At 30.1% G+C, this 26,534-nt stretch carries 21 protein-coding genes; 4 read left to right on the top strand and 17 right to left on the bottom strand.

Annotated elements, in window-relative coordinates:
• The first annotated feature begins 279 nt into the window (after nucleotides 1-279).
• A complete protein-coding gene (locus tag L3J60_RS02710) occupies nucleotides 280-981 on the top strand; it encodes a sulfite exporter TauE/SafE family protein (RefSeq protein ID WP_291973948.1) in 702 nt (233 codons plus the stop codon).
• A 231-nt stretch (nucleotides 982-1,212) separates the two neighbouring features.
• Here the strand turns inward: L3J60_RS02710 and hypE are convergent, their stop codons facing one another.
• The 7 genes from hypE to L3J60_RS02675 form a co-directional block, all read right to left on the bottom strand.
• A complete protein-coding gene (hypE, locus tag L3J60_RS02705; RefSeq protein WP_291973947.1) occupies nucleotides 1,213-2,241 on the bottom strand; it encodes a hydrogenase expression/formation protein HypE in 1,029 nt (342 codons plus the stop codon).
• Between the two features lie 10 nt (nucleotides 2,242-2,251).
• Nucleotides 2,252-3,334, bottom strand: coding sequence for a hydrogenase formation protein HypD (gene hypD / locus L3J60_RS02700; protein WP_291973946.1), 1,083 nt, complete (start codon nucleotides 3,332-3,334; stop codon nucleotides 2,252-2,254).
• A 3-nt stretch (nucleotides 3,335-3,337) separates the two neighbouring features.
• The gene (hypF, locus tag L3J60_RS02695) at nucleotides 3,338-5,593 is read right to left on the bottom strand and encodes a carbamoyltransferase HypF (protein ID WP_291973945.1); all 2,256 of its coding nucleotides are present in this window, start codon (nucleotides 5,591-5,593) and stop codon (nucleotides 3,338-3,340) included.
• A gap of 95 nt (nucleotides 5,594-5,688) precedes the next feature.
• Nucleotides 5,689-6,219 (bottom strand): hydrogenase maturation protease, encoded by a 531-nt coding sequence (locus tag L3J60_RS02690; protein ID WP_291973944.1) that lies wholly within the window; start codon nucleotides 6,217-6,219, stop codon nucleotides 5,689-5,691.
• 220 nt (nucleotides 6,220-6,439) lie between these two features.
• A complete protein-coding gene (gene cybH / locus L3J60_RS02685; RefSeq protein WP_291973943.1) occupies nucleotides 6,440-7,213 on the bottom strand; it encodes a Ni/Fe-hydrogenase, b-type cytochrome subunit in 774 nt (257 codons plus the stop codon).
• 18 nt (nucleotides 7,214-7,231) lie between these two features.
• Complete coding sequence (locus tag L3J60_RS02680) at nucleotides 7,232-8,968, bottom strand: nickel-dependent hydrogenase large subunit (protein WP_291973942.1); 1,737 nt, start codon at nucleotides 8,966-8,968, stop codon at nucleotides 7,232-7,234.
• A gap of 11 nt (nucleotides 8,969-8,979) precedes the next feature.
• Complete coding sequence (locus tag L3J60_RS02675; RefSeq protein WP_291973941.1) at nucleotides 8,980-10,104, bottom strand: hydrogenase small subunit; 1,125 nt, start codon at nucleotides 10,102-10,104, stop codon at nucleotides 8,980-8,982.
• Between the two features lie 239 nt (nucleotides 10,105-10,343).
• Between L3J60_RS02675 and hypA the strand changes: the two genes are divergently transcribed.
• The 3 genes from hypA to L3J60_RS02660 all read left to right on the top strand — a co-directional run bounded on the left by hypA (nucleotide 10,344) and on the right by L3J60_RS02660 (nucleotide 11,881).
• Nucleotides 10,344-10,685: a hydrogenase maturation nickel metallochaperone HypA gene (hypA, locus tag L3J60_RS02670; RefSeq protein WP_291973940.1), complete on the top strand. Its 342-nt coding sequence runs from the start codon at nucleotides 10,344-10,346 to the stop codon at nucleotides 10,683-10,685.
• Between the two features lie 11 nt (nucleotides 10,686-10,696).
• Nucleotides 10,697-11,488 (top strand): hydrogenase nickel incorporation protein HypB, encoded by a 792-nt coding sequence (hypB, locus tag L3J60_RS02665; protein WP_291973939.1) that lies wholly within the window; start codon nucleotides 10,697-10,699, stop codon nucleotides 11,486-11,488.
• A 132-nt stretch (nucleotides 11,489-11,620) separates the two neighbouring features.
• The gene (locus L3J60_RS02660; protein ID WP_291973938.1) at nucleotides 11,621-11,881 is read left to right on the top strand and encodes a HypC/HybG/HupF family hydrogenase formation chaperone; all 261 of its coding nucleotides are present in this window, start codon (nucleotides 11,621-11,623) and stop codon (nucleotides 11,879-11,881) included.
• Here the strand turns inward: L3J60_RS02660 and L3J60_RS02655 are convergent.
• The 10 genes from L3J60_RS02655 to ruvA form a co-directional block, all read right to left on the bottom strand.
• A complete protein-coding gene (locus L3J60_RS02655) occupies nucleotides 11,878-13,941 on the bottom strand; it encodes a gliding motility protein RemB (RefSeq protein ID WP_291973937.1) in 2,064 nt (687 codons plus the stop codon). The genes L3J60_RS02660 and L3J60_RS02655 overlap by 4 nt on opposite strands.
• A gap of 10 nt (nucleotides 13,942-13,951) precedes the next feature.
• Nucleotides 13,952-14,527: an acyltransferase gene (locus L3J60_RS02650; protein ID WP_291973936.1), complete on the bottom strand. Its 576-nt coding sequence runs from the start codon at nucleotides 14,525-14,527 to the stop codon at nucleotides 13,952-13,954.
• Nucleotide 14,528: 1 nt separating this feature from the next.
• Nucleotides 14,529-15,272, bottom strand: coding sequence for a deoxyribose-phosphate aldolase (deoC, locus tag L3J60_RS02645; protein ID WP_291973935.1), 744 nt, complete (start codon nucleotides 15,270-15,272; stop codon nucleotides 14,529-14,531).
• Between the two features lie 210 nt (nucleotides 15,273-15,482).
• Nucleotides 15,483-16,223 (bottom strand): energy transducer TonB, encoded by a 741-nt coding sequence (locus L3J60_RS02640; protein ID WP_291973934.1) that lies wholly within the window; start codon nucleotides 16,221-16,223, stop codon nucleotides 15,483-15,485.
• Nucleotides 16,224-16,414: 191 nt separating this feature from the next.
• Nucleotides 16,415-17,128: an energy transducer TonB gene (locus tag L3J60_RS02635; protein ID WP_291973933.1), complete on the bottom strand. Its 714-nt coding sequence runs from the start codon at nucleotides 17,126-17,128 to the stop codon at nucleotides 16,415-16,417.
• 188 nt (nucleotides 17,129-17,316) lie between these two features.
• On the bottom strand, nucleotides 17,317-18,036 hold the full coding sequence (locus L3J60_RS02630) for an energy transducer TonB (protein ID WP_291973932.1): 720 nt from the start codon (nucleotides 18,034-18,036) through the stop codon (nucleotides 17,317-17,319).
• Nucleotides 18,037-18,102: 66 nt separating this feature from the next.
• A complete protein-coding gene (locus L3J60_RS02625; RefSeq protein ID WP_291973931.1) occupies nucleotides 18,103-18,462 on the bottom strand; it encodes a VanZ family protein in 360 nt (119 codons plus the stop codon).
• Nucleotides 18,452-18,832 carry a glycine cleavage system protein GcvH gene (gene gcvH / locus L3J60_RS02620; RefSeq protein ID WP_291973930.1) on the bottom strand — a complete coding sequence of 127 codons (381 nt, stop codon included), beginning with the start codon at nucleotides 18,830-18,832 and terminating at the stop codon, nucleotides 18,452-18,454. Before gcvH ends, L3J60_RS02625 begins: the two co-directional genes overlap by 11 nt.
• Before the next feature lie 25 nt (nucleotides 18,833-18,857).
• The gene (gene sprA / locus L3J60_RS02615; protein WP_291973929.1) at nucleotides 18,858-25,937 is read right to left on the bottom strand and encodes a cell surface protein SprA; all 7,080 of its coding nucleotides are present in this window, start codon (nucleotides 25,935-25,937) and stop codon (nucleotides 18,858-18,860) included.
• A 3-nt stretch (nucleotides 25,938-25,940) separates the two neighbouring features.
• On the bottom strand, nucleotides 25,941-26,522 hold the full coding sequence (gene ruvA, locus L3J60_RS02610; protein WP_291973928.1) for a Holliday junction branch migration protein RuvA: 582 nt from the start codon (nucleotides 26,520-26,522) through the stop codon (nucleotides 25,941-25,943).
• Nucleotides 26,523-26,534: the final 12 nt, after the last annotated feature.

The raw sequence follows: 26,534 nt of genomic DNA, 5'->3' as shown, positions 1-26,534 counted from the left end.
AATCCCTGATTTTAATAGTTCAACTATCATAACCTTAAACTCATTGTCATACTTTGTTCTTGCCATAATTCAAATATATATTATTTATGGGCTTATTAAAATTGTCACATCAAAGGTAGACACTCCAGATAGTGTCAAAATTATTTTTAGTTATTGATAATTTAGAATATCAACAGTCCAGAAAAACTCAACTAAATAATTTATACTCATTCTAAAGCTATAAAATTTCAATTAGTTTTTTATAATTTGTACCTTTAAATGTTCTTTACAAAATCTATAATGGACTTTAATTTACCTTTATTTGCAGGAATTATTGCTGCGGTTGCTCATGTAATTTCTGGCCCAGATCATTTAGCCGCTGTAACGCCTTTTGCCATTGAAAGTAAAAAGAAGGCTTGGAAAGTTGGTCTGTTTTGGGGAATTGGGCATTTATTAGGAATGTTGTCAATTGGTGTTTTATTCTTACTTTTTAAAGAATTTATTCCTGTTGAAAAAATATCAGCTCACAGTGATAAATTAGTAGGTATATTATTGATTGGATTAAGTTTTTGGATTTTTTTTCAACTTTTTAGAAAAGAAAAAAATCATTCACATACGCATATTCATACGGAAAACAATGGCATTATCCATAAACATTCTCATCAACACTCTGAAGAAAGCTCACACAATCATCAACATTTAAATTTAAAACAAAATGCAATGGCTTCCTTATCTTTTGGCTATGTTCATGGTTTAGCTGGTATTGCTCATTTTTTATTGTTTTTACCTGTTTTAGGGTTTACATCTAAACTAGAATCTACCGAATATATTATTGGGTTTGGAATTGGAACTATACTCGCTATGGTTTCTTATGCAATTGTTATTGGGCATATTTCTCATGCCTCAAAAAACAACCACAATATCAACTTTTTTAGAGGAATTAGATTTGCAAGCGGTCTATTTGCTTTTATTATTGGAGTTTATTGGTTGTTTATGAATTAATTTCTTTTAATAGATAACTTAATTAACCTAACAACCTAAGTTAAACATAAGGTTAACGGTAAACAACTGAAAATTATAACGTCATTGCGAAAATTATAAACGGTAGTGAATAATTTGAAGCAATCTTTATCTTTTTAGCGAGATTGCTTCTTCTTTTCGTTGCTCTTCAATCATCGCAATGACTCAGAGTATTGATTTTCAACCTTGTAATCATTTTTTTATATAGAAAACTTAACAAATTCTAGGTAACTGCTCACCAACCAACGGACTCACAATTCGTTTACCTCCAATTAAACTTTCCATGACTACTTTATTTGGATGATTATCCGTTATGTTTCCAATAATAGTTGCATTTTTTCCTTTTGAATGCTTTTTCATAAATTGAAGTACATCATCTGCTACATTTTTACTTACAACAGTTAAAAAAACGCCTTCATTTGCTACGTATAGCGGATCTAAGCCTAACATTTCACAAGCTGCGGCAACTTGCTTTTCTACAGGAATATCCGCTTCTTTTATAAATACTCCTTTGGATATATCATTTGCAATTTCGTATAAAACAGTTCCTAATCCACCACGGGTTGGGTCTCTAAACATCTTGATATTCGTTCCAAATTCATCTAATAAATCCTTCACCAAAAAGTTTAAATTAGTAGAATCGCTATTAATATTAGATTCAAATTCTAATCCTTCTCTCTCACTCATAATTGCCATTCCGTGCTGGGCAATAAATCCGTTTACAATAATAACATCATTTTCTGAAATATTTGAAACTGAAATATTTGCCTTCGGATGCATTTCTCCAAAACCTGTAGTATTGATAAAAATTTTATCTCCTTTTCCTCTTTCAACTACTTTAGTATCTCCAGTTATGATAAGAACGCCACTTTCATCAGCAGCTTTTTTAATGGATTGAACAATTTCAATAAAATCAGTTACTTTTAATCCTTCTTCAATAATAAAAGCTAAGGATAAATACTTTGGAATGGCACCGCACATTGCCACATCATTCACAGTTCCATGTACAGATAAACTACCAATATCTCCTCCTTTAAAAAAGATGGGAGTAATTACAAAACTATCCGTTGAAATGGCAATTTTCCCGTTAAACTCTACAATAGAACCATCATGTTTTTTATCTAAAAATGGATTGCTGAATGTTTTAAAAATGATTGCATCCAATAATTTTCTGGTTAGTTCTCCACCACTTCCGTGACCTAAATGAATAGTGTCAAAACCAATATCTATGTTATTTTTCATTTTAAATATTTTATATTATTGAAAAGTGATAATATGCAGCACAAGCACCTTCAGACGAAACCATAGGAGCACCCAACGGATTTGAAGGATTACACAATTTCCCAAACTGTGCACATTCCATAGGCCTTTTAATTCCTCTAAGTATTTCACCTGCAATACAAGATGAATTTTCAGGTACTTTTATATGACTAATATTAAACTTTGCTTCAGCGTCATATTTTCTATACTTTTCTTTAATTACATAACCACTATCTGGAATTTCGCCAATACCTCGCCATTCTCTTGTGCCAATTTCAAAAACTTGATTTATTACCTTTTTTGCAGCTATATTTCCTTCTTTTGTAACTATTCGCGAATATTGATTTTCTAATTCAAACCTATTCTCTTCTAATTGTTTTACTGCCATATAAATTCCCTGAACCAAATCTAGAGGTTCAAAACCTGTAACTACAATAGGAATTTTATATTTTTTTACTAAAGGTTTATATTCTTCAGTTCCCATAATTGCACATACATGCCCTGCACCTAAAAAAGCATCAATGGTACAAAGTTCATCATCTAAAATGGCTTCCATAGCGGGTGGAACAAGTACATGAGATGCTAAAATGGTATAATTAGTTACTCCTTCTTTTTCTGCATGCAAAACAGATAAAGCATTTGCTGGAGCAGTGGTTTCAAAACCAACAGCAAAAAACACCACTTCTTTTGTTGGATTTTTTTTGGCGATAGTTACTGCTTCTAAAGGCGAATATAAAATTCGCAAATCACCTCCAAGTGCTTTTGCTTCTAACAAACTTTTTTTACTTCCAGGAACTCGAATCATATCTCCAAAAGAACAAACAATTACACCTTGCTCTAATAATTCTATCGCTTTGTCTATTAAATTTAAAGGTGTTACACAAACAGGGCAACCCGGCCCGTGAATCATCCTAATTTTTTTAGGAAGTAATTCTAAAATTCCATTTTTTACTAAACCATGTGTTTGACCTCCACAAATTTCCATAATATTCCATTCGTGTGTGGTAATTTTATGAATTTCGTCCAGCACTTTTTTAGTTTCTTCTAAATTTCTATATTCGGATAAATACTTCATTTTTTAATTTTTAATATGCGTATGATACATTAATTGCCCAAAAGATATATTTTCATCATTTGGCGATAAATTGGTATGAAAATACAATTTTATTTTCTTTGGTGCTAATTCTAACAACATATCTACCAATGTAGAATTTTGAAAAACACCTCCGCTAAAAGCAATGTACTCATACTTGTTTTTGGCTGCAAAATGAATGATAAAATACGCAACGGTGAATAAGAAATTTTGAATAATTTTTTCTTTAGAAATTCCCAATTTTAAATCCTTGTATATTTTATCGATAATTTCAGTTGCAGAAAAAATTAATGTATCATTATTTAAATAACTTTTACAAGATTTTACATCATAATCTGTTATTGCATTTTCTATCAAAATAGCTGATTCACCCTCATAGGTATTATAATCTGCTATGTTTAACAAAGAAGCTACTGCATCAAATAATCTTCCTACAGAAGAAGTTTTTAATGTGTTATTTTGTTTTAAATACTGATATGTTTTTAATTCATTTGAAGTGAATTTTACTTTTAAAATTTCATTCATTTCTGAAGATGCTAAAGCCAATAAAGAAATACGAGATTCTTTAGCCATTTTATCACCCAGCAACCAATCAAAATATTCTAAATGATTGATTCTATTTATTTCATTCTTTTCATAATTAAAGAATTCGCCTCCCCAGATAGTATCATCATCGCCATAACCGGTTCCATCAAAAACAACTCCTAATACTTTTTTATCAAATAAATGATGTTCGCCTAAAATTGCAGCAAAATGGGCTTTATGATGCTGAATTTTAATCAACTTAATTTCATTTTTTTGTGCAAATTCTTTTCCATATTTACTGCTATGATATAAAGGATGTTTATCTACTAAAATTACTTGAGGCTGTTGTTCAAATAGTTCAATAAACGAATTTACCATATCTGAAAATCGATTGTAAACCTCATAATTTTCTAAATTCCCCAGATATTGACTGATATAAACATATTGATTAGGGTAAAATGCTATACTGCTTTTTAAGTCGGCACCCAAAGCCATTATTTTTTCTGAAGTATTTATTGGTGCATCAAAATAATTAGGAGCATAGCCACGAGATCGTCTAAACAGAATAGGTTTATTGAATTTAAAACTAAACTTTAATACAGAATCGTCTTGAGGTTGTGTTATTTTTAAATTATGATGTAAAAAATAATCAGCTACATTATGTAATTCTTGTTTGGCATTTTTTCGAGAACTTAAAATTGGTGAACCATGTATATTACCACTTGTAGCAATTATTGGAAAATTCAATTCATTAGCTAAAAGCTGCAAAATTCCTGTATATGGCAACATTACGCCTAACTGGTTTAACTTTGGAGCAACTTGATTTACAACTATTTTCCCATTATAATTTTTTAATGAAATTATTGTGATTGGACGCTGTGTTGAAGTTAAAGAATTTATGTGATACTCATTTAATTCTAATTCGTTTTGAAGTTTTTCTAAAGAAGGATACAATACCGCAAATGGTTTATTTGGACGATTTTTTAACCTTCTTAATTTTTGAATTACGTTTTCATCTTCGGCATTACAACACAACAAATATCCACTTGTATTTTTAATGGCAATTATTTTTCCTTCTTGTAAAAGATAAGCCGTTTTTTTAAAAATAGTTTTTTTATTTGTTGTAATTTTTTCTGAATTAGCATCTTCTAAATACAATTGAATTCCGCAAGTAGCACATGTATTTGTTTGCGAATGAAATCGTCTATTTGTAGGATTTATATATTCCTCTCTACATTCATTACACATTTTAAATTCACTGATGCTAGTATGATTTCTCTCAAAAGGAAAAGATTGTGTAATTGCCCAACGTGGACCACAATTGACACACGTAGTAAATGGATAATTAAAACGCCTATTTTCTACCTGTTGAATTTCTTTTTTGCAATCGTCACAAATAGCAAAATCTGGTGTTAGTGGTAAATTAACCTGACCAGTTTTAGTGGAAGGAATAATTTTAAAATTATCAAATTTTTGAAATTCAACATCAATTATTTTACTTGAAATAATATTAGCAACTGGTGGTGGATTATTCAATAATTCCTTATAAAAAACAGCTACTTGTTCTTTAGTTTGAGAAGCATAAATTAGCACTCCGTTTTCATCGTTAGAAACGGTTCCTTTAATAGCATGTTTTTTTGCCAAATTATAAACAAAAGGTCTAAAACCTACCCCTTGAACTTGACCTGAAAGTAAAATTTTATAGGTTTTGAACATTCATTTCGCTTAAAAAATTATCTCTATAAATTTACAATTTTTAAAAGTAAATTACAGAGATAATTTTAATAAAAAAAGAGTGGTTACTATTAATTTTAGATTGTTATTTTAGTAGTTCTATTTAAAATTGTTGACACTACATTTGGAATACTTTTTTGTATTTTATCAGTTAAAGTAATGGTCATTGGAATCATTTCTTTAATGGAAACCGTTACCAAAATAATTTTTGGTAATTGATTTTGAAATTCCAAGGCTTCAATCATATCTTTTAAACCTACATCATGAGCACTTAAAACACTTGGGAAATCGGCTGCAAATTTTGGATAAAGAACATCAATAGCTCCCGCAGGTTTATTATCCATAGTGGCATCAACAAAAATTACTATTGGATATTGAGATAAAATTGGCATTAAATCAAAACTACCTGTTCCACCATCCATAATATCAACATTATCAGGTAGTTTTATTTTACTTAATGCATGAATAGTATGCACTCCTACACCTTCATCTCCCATTAAATAATTTCCAATTCCAAGAATTAAAATTCTATTTTTTTTCTCACCATCTAAATAGTCATGAGTTTGATAGAATAATTTTTGCAATTCAATTACATCATCTGAAATCATATAAATTTACATTATTTATACTCGCTGTGCATTTTAACTTTTTAAACTTACTGCTACGTCAGTTCAAGCCTGCCTGACGGCAAGGCAGGTAATTTTTGATAAAAAATAGTATCGAGAATAGGTTTTTTATTTAAAAACAACCGCTCTCGATACTAATTTTAAGCCTAAAAAGGCTAAAATTCACTCGAATTGACGAAATTTTATCATAATGCACAACGGGTTATTTTTCTTTATTTTTAGCTTTCCCTTTATCTCCTTTCCAAGTTATTTTTTCGGCTTTGTCAATAATTTCAGATTCATCTTCGTTTAATCTTTCAGAACGAATAAACTTAAATCCACTAATCATAGATGATGCTTCGCCTCTAGCTTCCACATAATCATGGAATAAAACCAAATACACGTGAATTATAATGAAAACCATAAATAACCAGGTTGAAATATGATGAATATATCTAGTTAAAATATCGCCACCAAACATAGTTGAAACCCATTTAAACGCATGAGGTAAAAACCAGCTAGAGGAATCTGCAATTAAAGCCAAACCTGTCATAATCTGTAAAACAAAAAATAAAGCCATTATAAAATAAGAGAATGCCGCCAAATAATTATGACCAATACTTATATTGTATAACTTATGCTCTTTATCTTTCATCAAAAAAATATCAACTTTTAGTACATGAAGTATATTATGAATTCCTTTTTTAGTATATGGAATAAAATTACGCCAGTTAGCAAATTGATTTCCTGCAAAAGCCCAATATATTCTAAAAATTACATTAGCGATTAAAATATAAGCTGTTATAAAATGAATTGCTCTAACATAGCCAAACCAAAATGAATTTGTAGCTTCTACATTTGCATTAATTGCTGGTGGATTTGCAATTATGAAACCTGTAACTATCAGAATAGTTATTGAAAGTACCGTTATCCAATGAAAAAATCGCACAGGCATTTCCCATACATAAACTCTTTTATAATTAAATGTTGTTGCCATTTCTTATCATTTTAGCTATTAAACACTACAAGAACCACCTATTTGAATTTGACTTATATGTTTTCCATGCGAATCGTATAAATGAACCGCACAAGCCAAACAAGGATCAAATGAGTGAATGGTTCGTAAAATTTCAAGAGGATTATTTGGATCTGCAATCGGCGTACCAATTAAAGCAGATTCATAAGCAGACATTTGTCCTTTTGGATCACGTGGTGAAGCATTCCAAGTAGTTGGAACTACCATTTGATAATTCTTCGTTTTTTTATCTTTAATTACAATCCAATGTGCTAAAGCACCTCTTGGAGCTTCCATATAACCAACTCCTTTGGCTTCTTTTGGCCAAGTTGCTGGATCCCATTTCTCCATATTTGCCATTCTGGTATCCCCGTTTTTGATATTAGCTATTAGCTTATCATAAAACTCTATACCCCAATCGGCTAATAATTTAGACTCTAAACCACGAGCAGCAGTTCTACCTAATGTTGAGAATAAAGCAGTAACAGGAACATCTAAAGCTTTTAAAGCTCCATCAACTACATTTTTAAACTCTGGGATTCCTGATGCGTAACCCACTAACATTCTTGCTAATGGTCCAACTTCCATTGGTTTGCCTTTCCAACGAGGCGTTTTTACAAAGCTATATGGTTTATCTACATCTAAATATTTATATGGAGGTTTTGGACCTGTATAATGAATATTAGTTTCACCTTTCCAAGGATGCAATCCTTTATCTTTCCCTACGGTATAATCATACCACGATTTATCTACAAACTCTTCAATTTCAGTTGTACTTTCTAAATCTACTGGGTGTACTTTACTAATATCACCATTTAAAATCACCCCTGGTTGCCATTTAAAACTTGATGTATTTCTATAACTATCCGTAGGTAAATCACCATATGACAAGTAGTTATTGAACTTTGAATCACCTATTGCTCCCCAATTTTTATAAAAAGAAGCAATTGCTAACAAATCAGGAACATACACTTCATTTATAAAGGTTTGTGCATCTTTTAGTAATTGACCAACATAAGCCAAACGTTCCATATTAAGTCCACCTGCATCATCTAAATTAATAGCACTACCCATACCTCCTACTAAAAAATGTGGATGTGGATTTTTACCACCTAAAATGGTATGAACTTTTACTATTTCTTTTTGCCATTCTAATGCTTCTAAATAATGAGCTACCGCCATTAAATTTACTTCAGCCGGTAATTTCATAGCTTTATGTCCCCAATAGCCGTTAGCAAAAATTCCCAATTGCCCACTATCAATAAATTTCTTAATTCGAGCCTTAACATCAGAAAAATAACCTGGTGAACTATTAGGCCATTTCGAAATACTTTGTGCCAATTCAGAGGTAGCTTTAGGGTCTGCATTTAAAACTTGAGTTACATCAACCCAATCTAAAGCATGTAAATGATAAAAATGTACAACATGATCTTGCATTGCATGAGCTATAGTTACAATATTTCTTGCTATTTCAGCATTTGGAGGTATTACAATATCTAGTGCATTTTCAACTGTTCTTATGGAAGCAATTGCATGTACTGTGGTACAAACTCCACAAGTACGCTGTACAAAAGCCCAAACATCTCTTGGGTCTCTGCCTTCAACAATTTTTTCTATTCCTCTAACCATTGTTGAAGAAACATACGCATTTGTTACTTTACCTTCTTTTATTTCAGCTTCAACACGTAAATGCCCTTCTATTCGAGTAATTGGATCTATTACTATTCTATTTGCCATGATAAGTTATTTTAAGCTTTAATATTTTTTTCATTTTTTTCTCCACTAACTTCTGCCTCACGTATTTCCTTTTTCTTTGCAAAATTGGTTGCTACTGAATGTACAACTGCAGCACCAATAGCGGCACCAATTGCAATTTTACCTACGGTATCTGCAGTAGCCTCAATACCCATTCCAGGTATATTTTGTAATCTTTCATAAAATGGACTATTGTCCCAGAAATTATTTTCGCTACACCCAATACAAGGATAACCAGATTTTATTGGATAGCTAACTCCATTATTCCAACCCATAGTTCCACAAGCATTATAAGTTACAGGACCTCTACAACCTAATTTATACAAACAGTATCCGTCTTTTGCTTCTTGGCTATCAAAACTTTCTGCAAACAACCCTGCATCAAAGTTTGGTCTTCTATAACAACTATCGTGTACACGTTTTCCGTAAAATTGTTTTGGTCTTCCCATAGAATCTAATTCAGGTAGGCTTCCAAAAGTTGCATAATACATTACAACACCCGTCATAACTTCTGCAATTGGAGGACAACCAGGAACTCTAATAATAGGTTTATCTTTAATAATTTCATCAACTGGAACAGAACCTGTAGGGTTTGGATATGCAGCTTGAATGCCTCCCCAAGCAGAACAACTTCCAAAAGTAAGAATTGCAGCAGCTCCTGCAGCAGATTCTTTTAAAACTTCAATGGCCGTTCTACCTGCTATAGCACAATAAACACCTCCATCTTTTGTAGGAATAGCACCTTCAACCACTAAAATATAGTTGCCGTAATTTTCTTTCATAGAGGCTTGCTTAGCTTCTTCTGCATTATGACCAGAAGCTGCCATTAGTGTATCAGTATAATCTAAAGAAATTGTATCAAAAATTAAATCGGCAACCAAAGGATGATCAGAACGTATGAATGATTCTGTACAACCTGTACATTCTTGGAAATGTTCCCAAATAACTGGTATGCGTTTTTTGGTTTCCATTGCTTTTACAACTTGTCCTACCATTGATGATTCAAGGCCCATAAAAGCTGTCATATACGTGGCAAACTTGATGAAATCTCGACGCGAATAGCCTTTCTCTATTATGCTCTCATAATAGGTTTTTTGTTTTTCATTAGAAGTTGACATAGATTAGTAATTTTTAAATGATTTTAATGCTTTATTCCATTTTTATTAAAAGAATGAAATAAGTTTTACTAATTTACAACTTATTTTAATATATTTATCATAAATATCTAATTTAGAACGAGTTAAAATAAGGTTAACTAATCTTTATTTTTATTAAAACTGAATAAAAATAATATATCTAATATTTTTTTAGGTTTTAAATTCGTAAATTGGTGTATTCATTTTTGTTATTAAAAATTATGCATGAATTATCTATTGCCATGGGCATTGTAAAAATAGCTGAGGATGAAACAGCGAAAGTGAAAGAAAATACGGTTACGAAAATTGAGCTTGAAATTGGTCAATTAGCGGGAATAGAAATAGATTCGTTAAATTTTGTTTGGGAATCTGCCGTTAAGGATAGTGTTTTAGAAAAGGCAATAAAAGAAATAACAATAATTCCTGGAAAAGCAAAATGTGCAGATTGCGATACGGTATTCTATTTAGAAAATATTTATGATTCTTGCCCTAAATGCAATAGTAATTTTAAAGGAATTTTACAAGGAAAAGAATTAAGAGTAAAAGCATTAGAAGTAATTTAAATTATAATATTATGTGCGGAACTTGTGGATGTGGAACCGATGATAATGGTCCTACAATTTTAAAACCTGGTGAACAACCTCATAATCACGTTCATGAACACACTCATGACGGCATTCATTTTCATAGCCATGAAGATGCTGAACATAATCATCAACATAAAGTATTGAAAATTGAACAAGATATTTTACAAAACAATCAGGTTTTAGCCGCTAGAAATAGAGGTTATTTTGAAGCTAAAAATATATTTGCTTTAAATTTAGTAAGTTCACCTGGCTCTGGTAAAACTTCAATTTTAGAAAAAACCTTGGCAGATTTAAGTGCTGAAATTCCTTTTTATGTGATAGAAGGTGATCAACAAACTTTAAATGATGCTAACCGAATTGATGCTTTAAAAATTCCTGTAATTCAAATTAACACAGGAAAAGGTTGCCATTTAGAAAGTGACATGGTGTATAACGCGGTTAAAAAACTAAACATTAAAGACAATTCCGTATTAATGATTGAAAATGTTGGTAATTTAGTTTGCCCATCTATGTTTGATTTAGGCGAAAGTAAACGTGTTGTAATTATAAGCACCACAGAAGGTGAAGATAAACCTATAAAATATCCTGATATGTTTCATACTTCTGATATTTGTATTATTAATAAAATAGATTTATTGCCTTACCTAAATATTGATGTTGAAAAGCTAAAAAATTATGCTTTAAAAGTAAATCCGAACTTACAGTTTTTTGAAGTTTCGGCTACCACAGGTGAAGGTATGGAAGCTTGGTATAATTGGTTGAAGAAAAATTTAATTTGAAAATCGGTTTTGCGTTAGCGATTGAAGTGGCATCCTTTTTTGAAGCAACGCATGAAAAAAGATATAACGAAAAGCGCGACCTGAAAGGGAACGCCCAAAATAATTGAATAAGTTTAAAACGAATAAAATACTATGTGTTTATCTATCCCAGGGAAATTAATAGCAATTACAAATCAATTAGATGATGTTTTTAGAACAGGTAAAGTTTCATTTGATGGAATTATAAAAGAAGTGAGCTTAACGCTTGTGCCAGAAGCTAAAATTGGTGATTATGTAATGGTGCACGTTGGTGCCGCAATATCCGTAATTGATGAAGATGAAGCTAAAAAAACGTTTGATATTTTAATGCAACTTGGTGAATTAAATGATTTAGATGCTTCAAATGAAGTTTAAAAATCGAAATACCAATTAAACAAATCTGTTTTTAAACCAATTGAAATCCATGTAGAATTAGAGGTTTCAAATGCATTTGTAGGTTGATTAATATCAAAATTTCTGTAAGTAAAATTAACAAACAACTTTAAATTAGTAGCTGGATTTACTAAATATCCTGTTTGAAAATCTCCTATAAAAATAGTTACTTTGTTGCCTTGCCCAATGTTATTTCCATAATCTGAAACTCTGTTATCGTTATCTGCAAACACATTACCACCGTAACTAAAATTATCCGTTCCATTATTAAAATCGAATCCTTTTTTACCAACTACTATTTTTACATTTGCATACAATCTATCTATAGAATAATTAGCAATGCCAATAAATTCTTTAAAATTTGCTCCCCATAAATGTGCCAATGGTTGATTATCATGACCAAAATTGTAATTTAACTCGTCATGTGAATACGTATAAGGTCTAACGCTATTATACTCAGCTTGCAAAAACAAGTTTTTAATATTAAAGGCGTTGTAGTATTTTACACCAAGTTGAATACCATTTTTATTTCCCCACCAACCATTATTTTTGGTCATTTCTGAACCTTTAAAATCGTCTAACAAAAATTGGGAATAAAACAGCATATTTTTTAGCTTATATTTTAAACTAACTCCTAGCAACGTATTTCCTGCTCGTGAACCAGTTGAGAACTCAATAGAATTATAAAATATTAATGGATTTAAGTAATTTACATCTAATCCTCTGTTATTTGTATCATCCCAAATTACCGTTTCAAAAAAACCTAAATTTAATTTTTTAGTAACGTTCCAATCTAAATAATGCATTGCCATAAACTTTTGTTTATAGGCTCCATCAACGGTTAATTCTGGGCGAACATCTTGCATCCACATTAAAAGGTTGGTGTATTTTATTTTCCAAAAAGTTGTAGTTACTTTAAAATACGGATATGGCGAAGCTACATCAGATAGAAACAAAGAACGATATCCATCACCAATAAAATTTTTACCTCTACCAAATTGAAAATTAAAATGTTTGGTTGGTGTATAGGAAATATAAGCTTCTGCCACAGGATAATCATAAGCATTTCCATTAAAATCTTTAGCAATTCCTCGTCCAGGAATGATTGCTGGGTTTCCTCCGTCAGGACGAATAGATTCGGCATATCGATTTACATAATCTGCAAATCGACCTTGACTTTCATAAAAACTGGTTGAAAAACTTAAATTTTTACCAATAGCACCATTTATATGAATAGACCTCGTATTATTATACGTTTTTGTTCCTTTGTTATCATTACCTGTCTGAAGATCAATTCCTGGGTCAATAGTAAACCAATAATCTTTTCCTTTAACATAACCCATATGTTCATTGAATAATTTACGTCCAAGCCAAGATTTTTTAGGTTTGAAATATTGATTTTTTAAAGCATCTAAATCAACCGTTTTATCAACTTCAGAATAAATATAGGGTTTAACTGAAGTGTGTGTATTATTTGCCTGATTTAAATAATAGTCGTACCGATTATATTCCATATTAGTATAAGGTATATTCAGTTCACTTTTATGCTCAGGATATAATGTTGTTTTTTGAATACTTTTAATTGGTATTTCTTTTCTTAAAATGGTAGGAGTATTTTTTTGAATTTCTACAAGCTTTTCTTCTTCTGAATTTGAATTTAAAGGAATTGAGAATGGAAATACAAATTGCATTTCAATAGTATGATTATTGTATTGTGCCGATTTAATAGTTGGAAAAGTATTAAAAACCCGAATTACTTCTTCCTTAATTTCTTTATACGGTGTATTTACATAAATTACCTTAAAATGCCCAACTTTGCTTACTAAAAACACAATGTTAAAAGTTCCTTTATAGTTTTCTGTTTTTACAATTTTAGGAATTTTAAATTCCGAAATAACCGCTTCAGTAACTTGATTTTTAAAGCAATCTTTTGCAGATATAGTTAAAGAATCGCACGATTTAAAAACAGGATATTTTTCAGATTGAGAAAAAACAGATTGAAATATTATTGACAATAGAACAATTAAAATTGTTTTTTTCATAGACACTTTTTTATGAAATTTTTACGACTTTATTATTTTTAAGTTGATATTTTTCTCCACTTTCTGAACAAGTTGCCAAAGCATTTTCATCAAAATTTAATCGATGACCAAATTCACTTATCCAGCCTATTTGTTTTGAAGGATTACCAACTACCAATGCATAAGGTTTAACTTCTTTTGTAACTACTGCTCCTGCACCAATAAAAGCAAATTCACCAATATTGTTTCCACAAACTATAGTTGCATTTGCTCCAATACTAGCTCCTTTTTTAACTATTGTTTTTTGATATGCTCCTCGCCTAACCACAGCACTTCTTGGATTAATTACATTGGTAAAAACCATAGACGGTCCTAAAAAAACATCATCTTCACAAATAACACCAGAATAAATAGAAACATTATTTTGAACTTTTACGTTATTACCTAAAACTACCTTTGGTGAAACTACTACATTTTGTCCAATATTACAATTCTCTCCAATTTCGCAATTAGGCATAATATGACTAAAATGCCAAATTTTAGTTCCATTTCCTATTTGGCAATTTTCATCTATCACGGCCGTTTCGTGAAAAAAATAATCAGTCATACTAATATTCGCTATCTATTTTTCTGCCATCGGCAATTTTTTTTGCAGAAGAAGTTCCAATTCTAGTTACTCCTAATTCAATCATTTTTACTGCATCTTCATAATTTCTAACTCCGCCTGCTGCTTTTGCTTGTAAAGGTTTTGAATTTTCTACAATAAGTTTCATAGCTTCAAAAGTTGCACCAGCTGGCTTACCGTTTTCTGTTTTGTAAAACCCTGTAGATGATTTAACAAATACATTATGAGCTTGTTCTTCTCCGAAATTATCTAAAACAACATCACGAATTAATTGACTTATTGTTATAATTTCATCATTGGTTAAAGCAGCAACTTCAATAATCCATTTAACCATTTTATGGTTGTCTAAACCTAATTTAGTTCCTTTAAAAACCTCAGATTTTACTAAATTAATTTTTCCTTCTTTAAAAGCTTCAAAATTTATAACATAATCTAATTCATCAACGCCATCTTTTATGGCTTGATTTGCTTCTTTAAGTTTTTCTGAAGTTTCATGGATTCCTTCATGAAATCCTAAGACTGTACCCACCACTGTTTGAGAATTGGCATCGTCAATCATTTTACGTGCTAATTTGACAAATTTTGGACGAATCATTACTAATTTAAAATTATTTTCAATTGCTTCATTTGTCAAATCTATCACCTTTTGCTTTGTTTCTTCTTCAGAAATACCTGCTTGAGTTGCAGTTTTTAAATAAGTAGCATCTAAATAGTCTCCTATATTCATTTTATTTTTTTAAAATTACATGTTGTTTATTAAACAAAGATAGTTTATAAATTGTTAATTTTGATTATAAAAAAGAGGCTGTCTGAAAAGTAAAATTTTCGTCAACCTTGTTCCATAATCTAATAACGATTGGTAATTAGTAAAATAAGATTCTAAAACAAGTTTAGAATAATGGCTTTCAAGACTTTTAAGTTTACCTCTTTTTATTGCTTATTCTACTCTAAAAACAATAGGCAAACCATATTTAACTCCAACAGCTTTTCCTCTTTGTTTTCCTGGAATCATTTTTGGAAGTAATTTAACAACTCGTATAGCTTCTTCCTGTAATTTTTTTTCTGGAGCTCTAGCCTTAATATCAACTACATTTCCATTTTTATCAATTTTAAAAACTACAAATATTTTTAGAATACTTCCTGGTGTTAAACCTAAATCGCTTGCTAGTTCTGAATTAAATTTTTTAGACACAAATTTGGAAACTTTATCAGAAAAACAAGCTCTAAGTTTTTTGTTATTACCTTTACAACCTGGGAAAATTGGCACATTTTCTATCACTAAAAATGGGACATCTTCTACAATAGGTTCATCTTCTTCTACCGATTTAATATTTTTATTTACATCAGAAATGTTGATTGCCTGATTTTCATCACTTTCTGTAGATTCAATTACTGTTTCAACTATGTCTTGTTGATTTTCCACTTTTATAATTTTATCTGGGATAGCAGGTGGCGGTGTGTTTTTTATAGGAGGTGGCAGTGGAATTTTAATTTCAATATTATTTTCAGCATCATCTGCATTAACAAAAGTGTTATTTATTGCTTTTATTTCAGAAGGATATGATTTATAAATCATTAACTCATATACAAGAAATAATGCCAATACTAAACCTAATTGAATTAAAATGGAGCTATAGTTGGAAAGTTTTACGTTTGAATATTTTTTAACTTCTATCATTTTTCCCAGTATTAATTTAAACAAGAAATACCTAAAAAGAAGCTGTTTTACAGCATAAAGTATAATGTGATAATTTATCACAAGGATTCTATCACTTAAATTTACAACTTGTTTAGTTCATTTCCAATGTTTTAGTCAAAAAAAAACTCAACCAAATTGGTTGAGTTTTTTAATATATTTAATAGCATCGACTATTCTACTTTAAATGCAATTGGTAAACTATATTTAACACCTACTGGCTTACCTTGTTGTTTGCCTGGAATCATTTTAGGAATTAACTTAATAACTCTAATTGCTTCTTCTTGTAATCTTTTATGCGGAGCTCTTGCCTTAACGTCAACTATTTTGCCTGTTTTATCAATTTTAAACATTACAAAAATTCGTTTAATTCCGGGTGACAGTCCTAAATCTGAAGCTAAATCTGCATTAAATTTTCTGTTTATAAATCGTCCTATTTTTTCTACAAAACATGCTCTTTTTTCTTCTTTAGTTCCTTTGCATCCTGGAAAAACAGGTGCTTCTTCAACATTAATAAAAATTTCATCTATAGGTTCATCAATAGTTACATCAACAATATTATTTTCATCAATTGGAGCATCAGAATTCATATCTTCAAAAAATAAATTATCTTCTTTTTTATTATTATCTATTTGTTTAATAATTGTAGGTAATATTACTTTTTTTTGCAATAGTTTTAGTTTTGGCTTTTCAATATTGATTTCTATTAATTGCTCCATATTATCTTTTTTATTGATACCAAATTTATCTAAAAAGGCTATTTGATTAGTAGCTGTTTTATTTTGAAGAAGACTATAAACAATGATTAATGAAAGAACCATGCCTAATTGTACGAATAATTTACTGTAATTTTCTAAATTTGCTTCTGGATGTTTTTTTGTTTTCATAATTATAATGATTTAGACAATCTTTTTTAATAATTAACTGTTATCATTATTTTGAGTGGAATTAAAATTTGAATAATAACAATTTATTAAATGAGGATGTATGTTAAAATTATGTTAACTGCAATTAACATACCAAAAAAAAACTCAACCAATTTGGTTGAGTTTTTTAATATATTTAATAGTATCTACTATTCTACTTTAAATGCAATTGGTAAACTATATTTAACTCCAACTGGTTTACCACGTTGTTTACCTGGAATCATTCTTGGAATTAGCTTAATAACTCTAATTGCTTCTTCTTGTAATCTTTTATGTGGAGCTCTAGCTCTAATATCTACAACTCTACCTGTTTTATCAATTTTAAACATTACAAAAATTCGTTTAATTCCGGGTGACAGTCCTAAATCTGAAGCTAAATCTGCATTAAACTTTCTATTAATTAATTTAGCAATTTTTGCTTGTAAACAAGCTCTTAATTTCTTTTTATTTCCTTTACAACCAGGATATACAGGAACATCTTCAATAATAGCAAAAGGAACATCTTCAACTACGTCTTCATCATCAGATACATCTTGAATATCTTGAACATCAACTGCATCATCTTCATTTACCTCTGTAGATTCAAGAACCGTTTCTTCAACATCTTCTTTATCATCCACTACTTCAATTTTATCAGGAGTTGGTGGTGGTGGTGTTTTAATTTCTGGTGGTTTAATTTTTTGAATTTCAATATTCGCCTCTTCATCTTGCATGTTTATTGATACATCGGCCAGGCTACCTATTTGTCTATCATAAGTCTTTTTTTGAATGGCTAAATAAACCACTAAAAGAGCTAAAACCAAACCTAACTGGATAAACATTTTGCTGTAGTTTTCTAAATTTGCTTTTGGATTCTTTTTAATCTGCATTGTTGAAAAATTTAATAGTGTGCTAATTTAATAATTTTTAAATAGGAAACAAGTATCTTCTTTAAGTTAATTTTTATTGGTCATCAATTTATAAGCTATTCCGGCTATTGTTAACCCTACAATATTGGCTATTACATCTTTTATATCACCGTGCCTGTTGGTTGTTAAAACTTCTTGTAAAACTTCAATAATTATGCCATACAACATAATTACTAAAAGTAATTGATAAAAATGCGATTGATATTTTTTTATTACATCAACTGTTTTTAACCAACTCAAAGTCAATAAAAAATACATTAAAGCATGTACAATTTTATCTAAATTATTGACTGGTGAGGCAAATTGCTGGTTTATTGGTATTAAACTAACTACCGCAATTAATAACGTTAAACTTATTGATATAAAAAGTAAAATTTTACGCTCCAATTAATTTTTTATAAGCTTCAGGAGAAAGTAAATCATCTAATTCAGATTTATCTGAAATCGTACTTTTTATCATCCACCCTGCTCCGTATGGATCAGAATTTACTATTTCAGGAGTGTCTTCTAGTGCTTCATTAAATTCTAAAACTTCTCCAGAAACGGGCATGAATAAATCGGACACTGTTTTAACGGCTTCTACTGAGCCAAAAACTTCTTCTTTATTTAATGTATCTCCAACGGTATCAACATCAACATATACAATATCGCCTAATTCACTTTGTGCAAAATGAGTGATTCCAATGGTTATTTTATCACCTTCAATTTTAATCCACTCGTGATCTTTTGTGTATTTTAAATCTGCTGGTATATTCATTTTATATATTATTTATTTGATTATTTTAATTTCCTATTACGTATCTAACACTTAACCCTGTACTTATAGATTGCCGTGGAAAAGTTGTTGAAATTGCATATCTTGATGAACTTTGATCGAAATAAAAAGAGGCTGTTAAGTTTTTATTTAAAGCATAATCGGCAAAGAATTTTAAGGATAATAAACGTTGCCCTCCTGTTACTTGATTATTATCTTGATCTATAGCTCTAATAACCGTTTCATTATCTCTAAGTGATAAATCCATCCTTAAATTTAAATCTCCTTTTACTTTTGTTATTTCTCCTCCAAACCTAAATCTCATGGCTAAATCTTTAATTCTATAACCTAATCCTAACACATATTCAACTCCTTTTATTTGGGTTATTGTGTTATTATTAAAGTTTAAAGTTAAGCCTCTATCTTTATTAATTCGCCCTGACAAAGATACAAAATTTTTCATTTTCATATCTACTTTAATTAATGGAGAAAACTCATCTAACAGGTTTACATTAGTAAATAATGTTTTACTAAAATAATCACCTGAAATATCTGTTTGACCATATGGGTTGGTTGCATCATAAGCTAAATTATTACTAAAACTTGTAATGGAATACAATGAATTATAGCTATGTGCAATTGAAAAACTTCTAAAATGCTTTTTAAACCATTTCATTTTCATAAAGCCTTTATAGGTGATATTCCAGCCTGGAATAGGAACGCTTCTAAACGGTTTTAATTTAATGGATGAAGCATTTTGCCCAGAATAAGCTGCTAAAAATGCTGGCAACATAACTTGCTGGCTGGTTTCTCCAAATCCATTAATAGGTTGTCCTGATTTTGTTGCTAAACGTTGTGCAATAATTGCTCTATTATCTTTAAATTGTTGAAACGTAGCATCATTATTTTTAAAGGCAGTTTTTATCATATTCTGACTAATGCTAAAATTACCAAATTCAGTAATTGGAGAATCTGTAATTAATGCATCATTTACCACATCAATTTGTTGAGATATATTTTTGGTATAGGTTTTATTTCCTTGAAGTTCTATATCGAAATTTTTAAATGGACGCACATTTAATGATAAATCTAACTTATTAAAATGGGTTCTACTATACGTTTTATTATAATATGGATCGTTAATATTACGTGATAACAACCATCCGTTTTCTACGGCTTTTTGACGAATATCTATTTGACTTCCAAAAACAAAACCAAAAGTTGGTGCTAAACTTCCGTTGTAATTATTTCGACCTAAAAATCCTATTTCCGGCTTGTAACCTGGTAAAAATGTCCCATTATTTTCAGTATAATTAAATCGTGCTTTTTTAACTGAGGTAAGTACATCATAAACTCCTTGACCAATTTTACCTCCAAGTGTTTTTTTCTTTTTTCGTTTTAATGTTCTTCCTGTAATTGGTGCGTTAATTTTAATTCCTTTCCCTTTTGATTTTCCTTTTCCTTTTGATTTTCTTTTGGCTCTTTTAGATTTTTTATTACTATTCATTAATTTTGTTAAGCCTACAATTTTATAGAATTTATTAAAATTGAAATCCATACCAATAGTGCTTGTATTTGCATTTTGAATTATATTGCCAATAGTTGCTACATACGATTTTGATGAAGCTTGCCAATCAAAATCGGCTGTATAATTATAATCTGCATTAATAAAATTTAGGTAGGGCAATTTATTAATTGGCACTTTATAAGTACCCGTTAAAGATTGATGATAATGATTTGGACGACCCATTGTAAAGAAATTATCAAATATTTTTACATCATCCGAAGGTAAAAAATCATCATACACATAATTATTAGTAGCTCTAAAATTAAATTGTAAGGATTTTGTAAGGTTATAACCCACTGTATAATCCCAATCAAATAGAAAATTTCGTTGCTTTAAAGTTGGTAATTGTGGTAATCCTACTATTAAACTTCTTGCTAATTGCTCATTATAACTTCTTACTATATTGGAATTTACAGAAATTGTTGAAGGAATTAAATTGATATTAAAATCTTTTATAAACTTAAGATATTTACTGTTTAACAAGGTCCAATTTTTAAACGGCACTATACTTTTTGGTTTAAAGCTATAATTGTAATTTACAGATGCTCTTACATTTTGATCTAAAAATTTCTGAATATTATAGTTATGGTGATAGGTTTCATTATAAGCATAAGAAACGGCTAAATTTTCAACATTGTAAAAATGAGTTTTTTTAGTAGATGATGAATTCCTTTCTTTATGAACATTAATTAAACTGATACTTCTTCTTTTTGTATAATCTCTTGAGTTTTTACTTTGCGGATTAACTGATTTAGCTTCATTAAATAATACATCTTGGTATTGAGGATCGTATTTTGGATCTTTAAATTGTTCAGAAATACTATAATTTAATGGCAACTGAATTCCCCATTTTTTAGGCAGTAATTTTCCAACATTTACATTGGTAACAATATCATATTGCTTTGTATCTTCTTGACTTCTTTCATTTACTTTTTGTTCAATGCCTCCAAAGCCCTGAGTTTCCATTCTTCCCATTAAGGAAATATCTGCAAAATCTGCAATATTTGCATCGGCGTTGACCACGGCAGCCCAACCTCCTTTATTATCAAATTCTGAAACTCGCATTTCATCAAACCAAATTTCAGCAGTTTGAGTATTATTTGAAACATTTTTAACGCCCATCATAATGGTTTTGATATTTGCCAAATTAGGGTTTCCTTTTACTCTAATTTCATAACCTTGCAAACCACTTATTGGAGATGGAGCTCCCACAGCCGGATACAAAATATTTGGGGCTACACCAGCTTCAAAACGCAGTAATTTAAGTTTTCCAAAATATTGAAGTAGTGCATCAATATTATTTTCTTCTGGCCAAATTTCAAAAGGTGTACTCGCACTATAATCAGAAACGGTTAGTGGTTTTTCAATTTGATAATAATTATCGGTTAAATCACTACCAATTCTAATAATAGCTTTTAAATCGTCATTTTGAACTTGTGGTTTTGTTTGAACTCCTTCTTCGTGTACAAATAGTTTTAAATGTTTGTACATTCTTAAATCAACACTAACATTTTTAAATATTGCTCTGGTTTCATTGGGTTGTAAATCAGTAACCTTTAGTGTTAATGATTGTTCATTTTGTTTTTGTAAAGTTGTAGGTCCTCTCAAAATTTCTCGTTTAATTCCTGGAGGTAATACGTATGGAATTGGTGTTCTATTTTCGTTTTCTTGAATATTTACAACTCCTACTTCAAAATCTTGTAAGTCCGTATTAGTTAATGGTTGTGGTGGAACAATATTTTCATCTAATGTTTTCGTAAATCGTCTCCAATCTCCTCGTACTAATTGTAATTCTCCAAATCGTAATACAATTGGCATTTTAAATTTGGTTAAAAATATTCGCATAAAACGAATGGAATTAAAGCCTGTTATATTATTGATAACTTCATCTGGTGTAGTTACTTGAACTCTAAATTGTAACCAACGAGATTGTCGTTCACTTCCATCTACTAATTTTACAGTGATATTTTTTTCATCTACAATATTGTTTTTACCAACCACCAAATCATTTTTGTTTAAGGAAACTTTATATTGATAATAACTTTCCACAGAATTCATGGTTTGGTCTTTATTAATATCTTCGGTATCAGGATATGTAGTTGCAGAGGTTGGATAATTTTCTGGAGATAAGTTATTAGTTGGAGAATTTCCTTGAGTATTATTGTATTTTTTATAACGTTCCAATATTGTTGCATCATTGGCATCATATTCCGAACTTCTAAAATAAGAATAATCGTCATTTGCTGGGTCAGTTCCAAAAGAAGTTCCAAATTGTTGAATTTCTTCTTCGTTATTTAAACCATCTAAGCCAATATCTTGATTTAATCGGTCGTTATCATTATCGTCAAATGCATATAATAATGATTGATTTGTAGGAATTTTACCCCAAATTGTTGGTGCGGTATTATTAGTGCTAAATGCATTAGTTGGTAAACCGTTTTCATACATTTTTCTACCGTCTTTTAACACATCTTCAGAAATATTTCCTAAATCAAAATATACATCTCCCACTTGGTTTGCTGGGTCATTTGGATTTACTCCCGTAGGCAAACCTTCTTCATTAGTAATTGAATAATTTTCGTAAGGATCCATCATCCAAAACTGGATATATTCAATATTAGATTGTTCAAAATCAGTAGTTGTTAAAGCTCTTGTAATTCCACCCCAACGATCTTGTGGATCTGTAAATTTACCATCACTTCCAACATTGTTAGTGTCATAATTATAACTTCCTCTTTCATTTGGGTAAAATGCTAAATCTAAAGTTCTAACAACAGTAGTTTGTGTTAAATCACGATCTTGATTAGGAAATAATTCTTCAAATCGAACTCTTCTAACCTCGTCTCTTGACAATTCAGTATTATCAATATTACCAGGTTTTAAAGATGAACCTCCATAAAATAATGGATCAATAACGTACCACGCTAATCTTGCTCTTTTATATCCATAAGATAAATCCGTAGCATCACCATTTAGATTAAATTGTGTTTGATATTGAGGTGTACTTGCCATTTTCCATTGTAAAATAGACTTTAATTCTAAAGGAATTTGTGAGCCTTCAAAATCATCAATGTACGATGTGGCTTCTCCATTTAAGTTAATTTGTTTTGGTGTTCCAGGTTTTAGATATGCAAAATCTCCTCTAATTGAAAAGTTAGAAGCAACATCAGTATCTATATTTGGTAATTTATTTACCCATTTGGTAAGTTTTGGGACTTCGGTATTGTACGTAGCATTTAATCCAAAAATGGTATTATTTATAGGTTCTTGTCCAAATAATGCTTTTTGCGTAATTGGTTTTTCATTTAAATTTAAAAGCGTAACTCCTGCAATAAATTTATCTGAAAATTTATGTTCAATGTCTATTCCTAAAAATCGTTTGGTTTGTAAATTAAACGTAGCATTATTTTCAACGGATACTTCAATAGGTGCATTGGAAGCTTCTAAACTAGGATTTACAATTTGAACTCTTCCCATTTGATAATCAACTACATAATCCACACCTTCAACTAATTCTCGCCCACCAGTGGTTACTCTAACTGAACCTTGAGGTACGTTAAAAGCACCTAAAGGAATTCCATTTGCACTTTCAGATTTAAAATATCCTTTAATAATGTATTTATCTTTTTGCTGATAATTATTTTTTACGGCTGTTTGAGTATTTTGATATAGCTCATTAAAAACATAAATAGCATCAGCAGAATTGGTTAGCTTATTTTGTAAATCTTTACCAAAAGGTTCTACTGTTGGGAAAATAATGAATCCTTTTTCAGAGTTAACCGTGGCTCCTTCCACATAATCAAAATATCCATCTCCTCCTGGAGTATAGGTTTGATTTTGATCTAACCTATCTACCCCTATCAAATTTAATAACGTTTTATCTGCTACACCTGGTGTTTGAGCATTTTGCAATGCATTTATAGATACTCCAGTTGCGTCATCAGCATATAATAATTCTAATCTAAAACCATCAGGATTCATTCTATACGTTTGCAGTGAGTACACATTTTTCATCATTAAATTCCACATAGGAATTTGCGTACTAATAATTTCACTTCGTAATAACTTTACTACAATATTATCTGGAGCAATAATACCATCACTAGTAAATTCTCCTACACGATGTACTTGAGAATCTCCATTAACCGTGTATTCATAAGCTACTGCCAAAACATCAGAATCTGCTAATCTTCTATTTAAAGAAATATATCCTAATTGAGGATTTAAGGTAAATTCATCTGGTTTTAATTTTATGGCATTTTCTAACACTGAATAATCTCTACCTTGTTGCATAGCAAAAGGCGAAAGACCATTACTAACTGTTGCTATATTTCTAACAGGATTTGTTGTAGTTAAAATTGAAGAAATGTTATTGGCTGTATTAGATGGAAGTACTTCTCCTGGGACAGGAATAACATTTGCTGGACCAATATTCACAGGATTTCCTTCTCCTAAATCCGCTAATGCCACTATATTTCTAACATCTGTTGTTATTGAATTTCTGTTAGTAATCCACACTTCAATTTTAGTAATATTTATAGCACTATTTATTAGTGGATAATCTTTTAAAGCAGTATCATAATGATCTCTAAAATACTGAGCTAAAAAGAAATGTCGGTTCTCATCATAATCCGTTGTTCGTAACTCAAATTCTTGAATAGTTGATCCACCTTGTGCAGCAACAGAACGTGTTTGTGATTTTTGTTCTGCAAAAACACCTGTTATTGTAGTTTTTCCAAATTGTAATTGTGTTTTTACACCAAATAAACTTTGTGCACCAACAATTAATGAATTTTTAAGTGGCATACTTACATTACCAACTTCTACTTTTTGCAAAATATCGTCTTCCGTTGGGGTGTATTCTAATTTAATTTGATTTTGAAAATTAAAAGTAGATTGCGTATCGTATTGAGCACCAACTTTTAACCGAGTTCCCACTTTCGCCATAATACTAGCGTTTATTTCTTGATTGAAATCAAAAGTGAAACTACTTCTGTTTTTTTCTGATAATTGAGGATTATCAACCTTTTGATATAAGCCTCCTAATTTCACCAATACAGAACCTTGTGGATTAACTTCAATAGTATTCCCTCCAAAAACCGACTGAAAAAAATTAGAATTTACATAATATGTTGGTAATAAGTTTTTTTGAGCTTGAGCACTCCCTTTCTTTTTACTATTTAATGAACTAATTTTAGTTTTAAAATAGCCCAACATATCCTTTTTTAAACGGTATTTTTTGTATTCCTCTTGAGTCATATAAAGCGGATACTTTATATTATAATCTCCTATTTTTTCAATTATTACATATCGTTTAAGTTCTGGATCGTAAAAAACTTCTTTTTTTGATGGGTCGGATAAAAATAAACCTCCTTCGTTATTATATTTAAAAGGATACTTTAAAGATAACGTATCATGAGCAATTTTTGTAGTATCCGTATTTTTTATGATAGGAACTGTCTGTGCTTTTAACCCTTGAACAGTTATAAACAACAACAAAAATATCCACCCTATATTTGTTATAAATTTTGTTTTTCTCAAATTTTATAAATTTTTAAGCGCTTTTTTAATTAATTGAGCAACAGTTAAAGTATTATCTTCTTTTAAAATTTTATCAATAATTTTTTCTGATTGCTTTTTAGCAAAGCCTAAGACTTCTAATGCAGATAACGCTTCATTTTTATTCGTATTGTTTAGCACCACAGAATCTTCATCTACAATATAGGTTTTTGAAATTTTATCGCGTAAATCTACTAGTAACCGTTGTGCTGTTTTAGCTCCAATCCCTTTAACTGATTGAATAGCAGCAACATCATCATTAGCAATTGCACGTTGAATTTCATCTGTGGACATAGAGGACAACATAGTTCTAGCTATACTTGGTCCAACTCCTGAAACTGAAATTAATAATTTAAAAATTTCACGTTCGGTTTTATTTATAAAGCCAAATAATGTTTGTGAATCTTCTTTTACAGATAAATAAGTATATAAAAAAACGGATTCATTATTTGGAAGTTGAGAAAACGTATTTAACGATATATTTAGAAAATAACCTATGCCATTGGTTTCAACAATGGCATAAGTTGGATTTTTTTCGATGAGTTTTCCTCTAATATGAGTTATCATAGTACATTTAAC

This window comes from Lutibacter sp. (assembly GCF_021647475.1).
Classification (GTDB): domain Bacteria; phylum Bacteroidota; class Bacteroidia; order Flavobacteriales; family Flavobacteriaceae; genus Lutibacter.
Note: the sequence above shows the minus strand (reverse complement) of the source record. Positions and strands in the feature narration are given on the sequence as shown.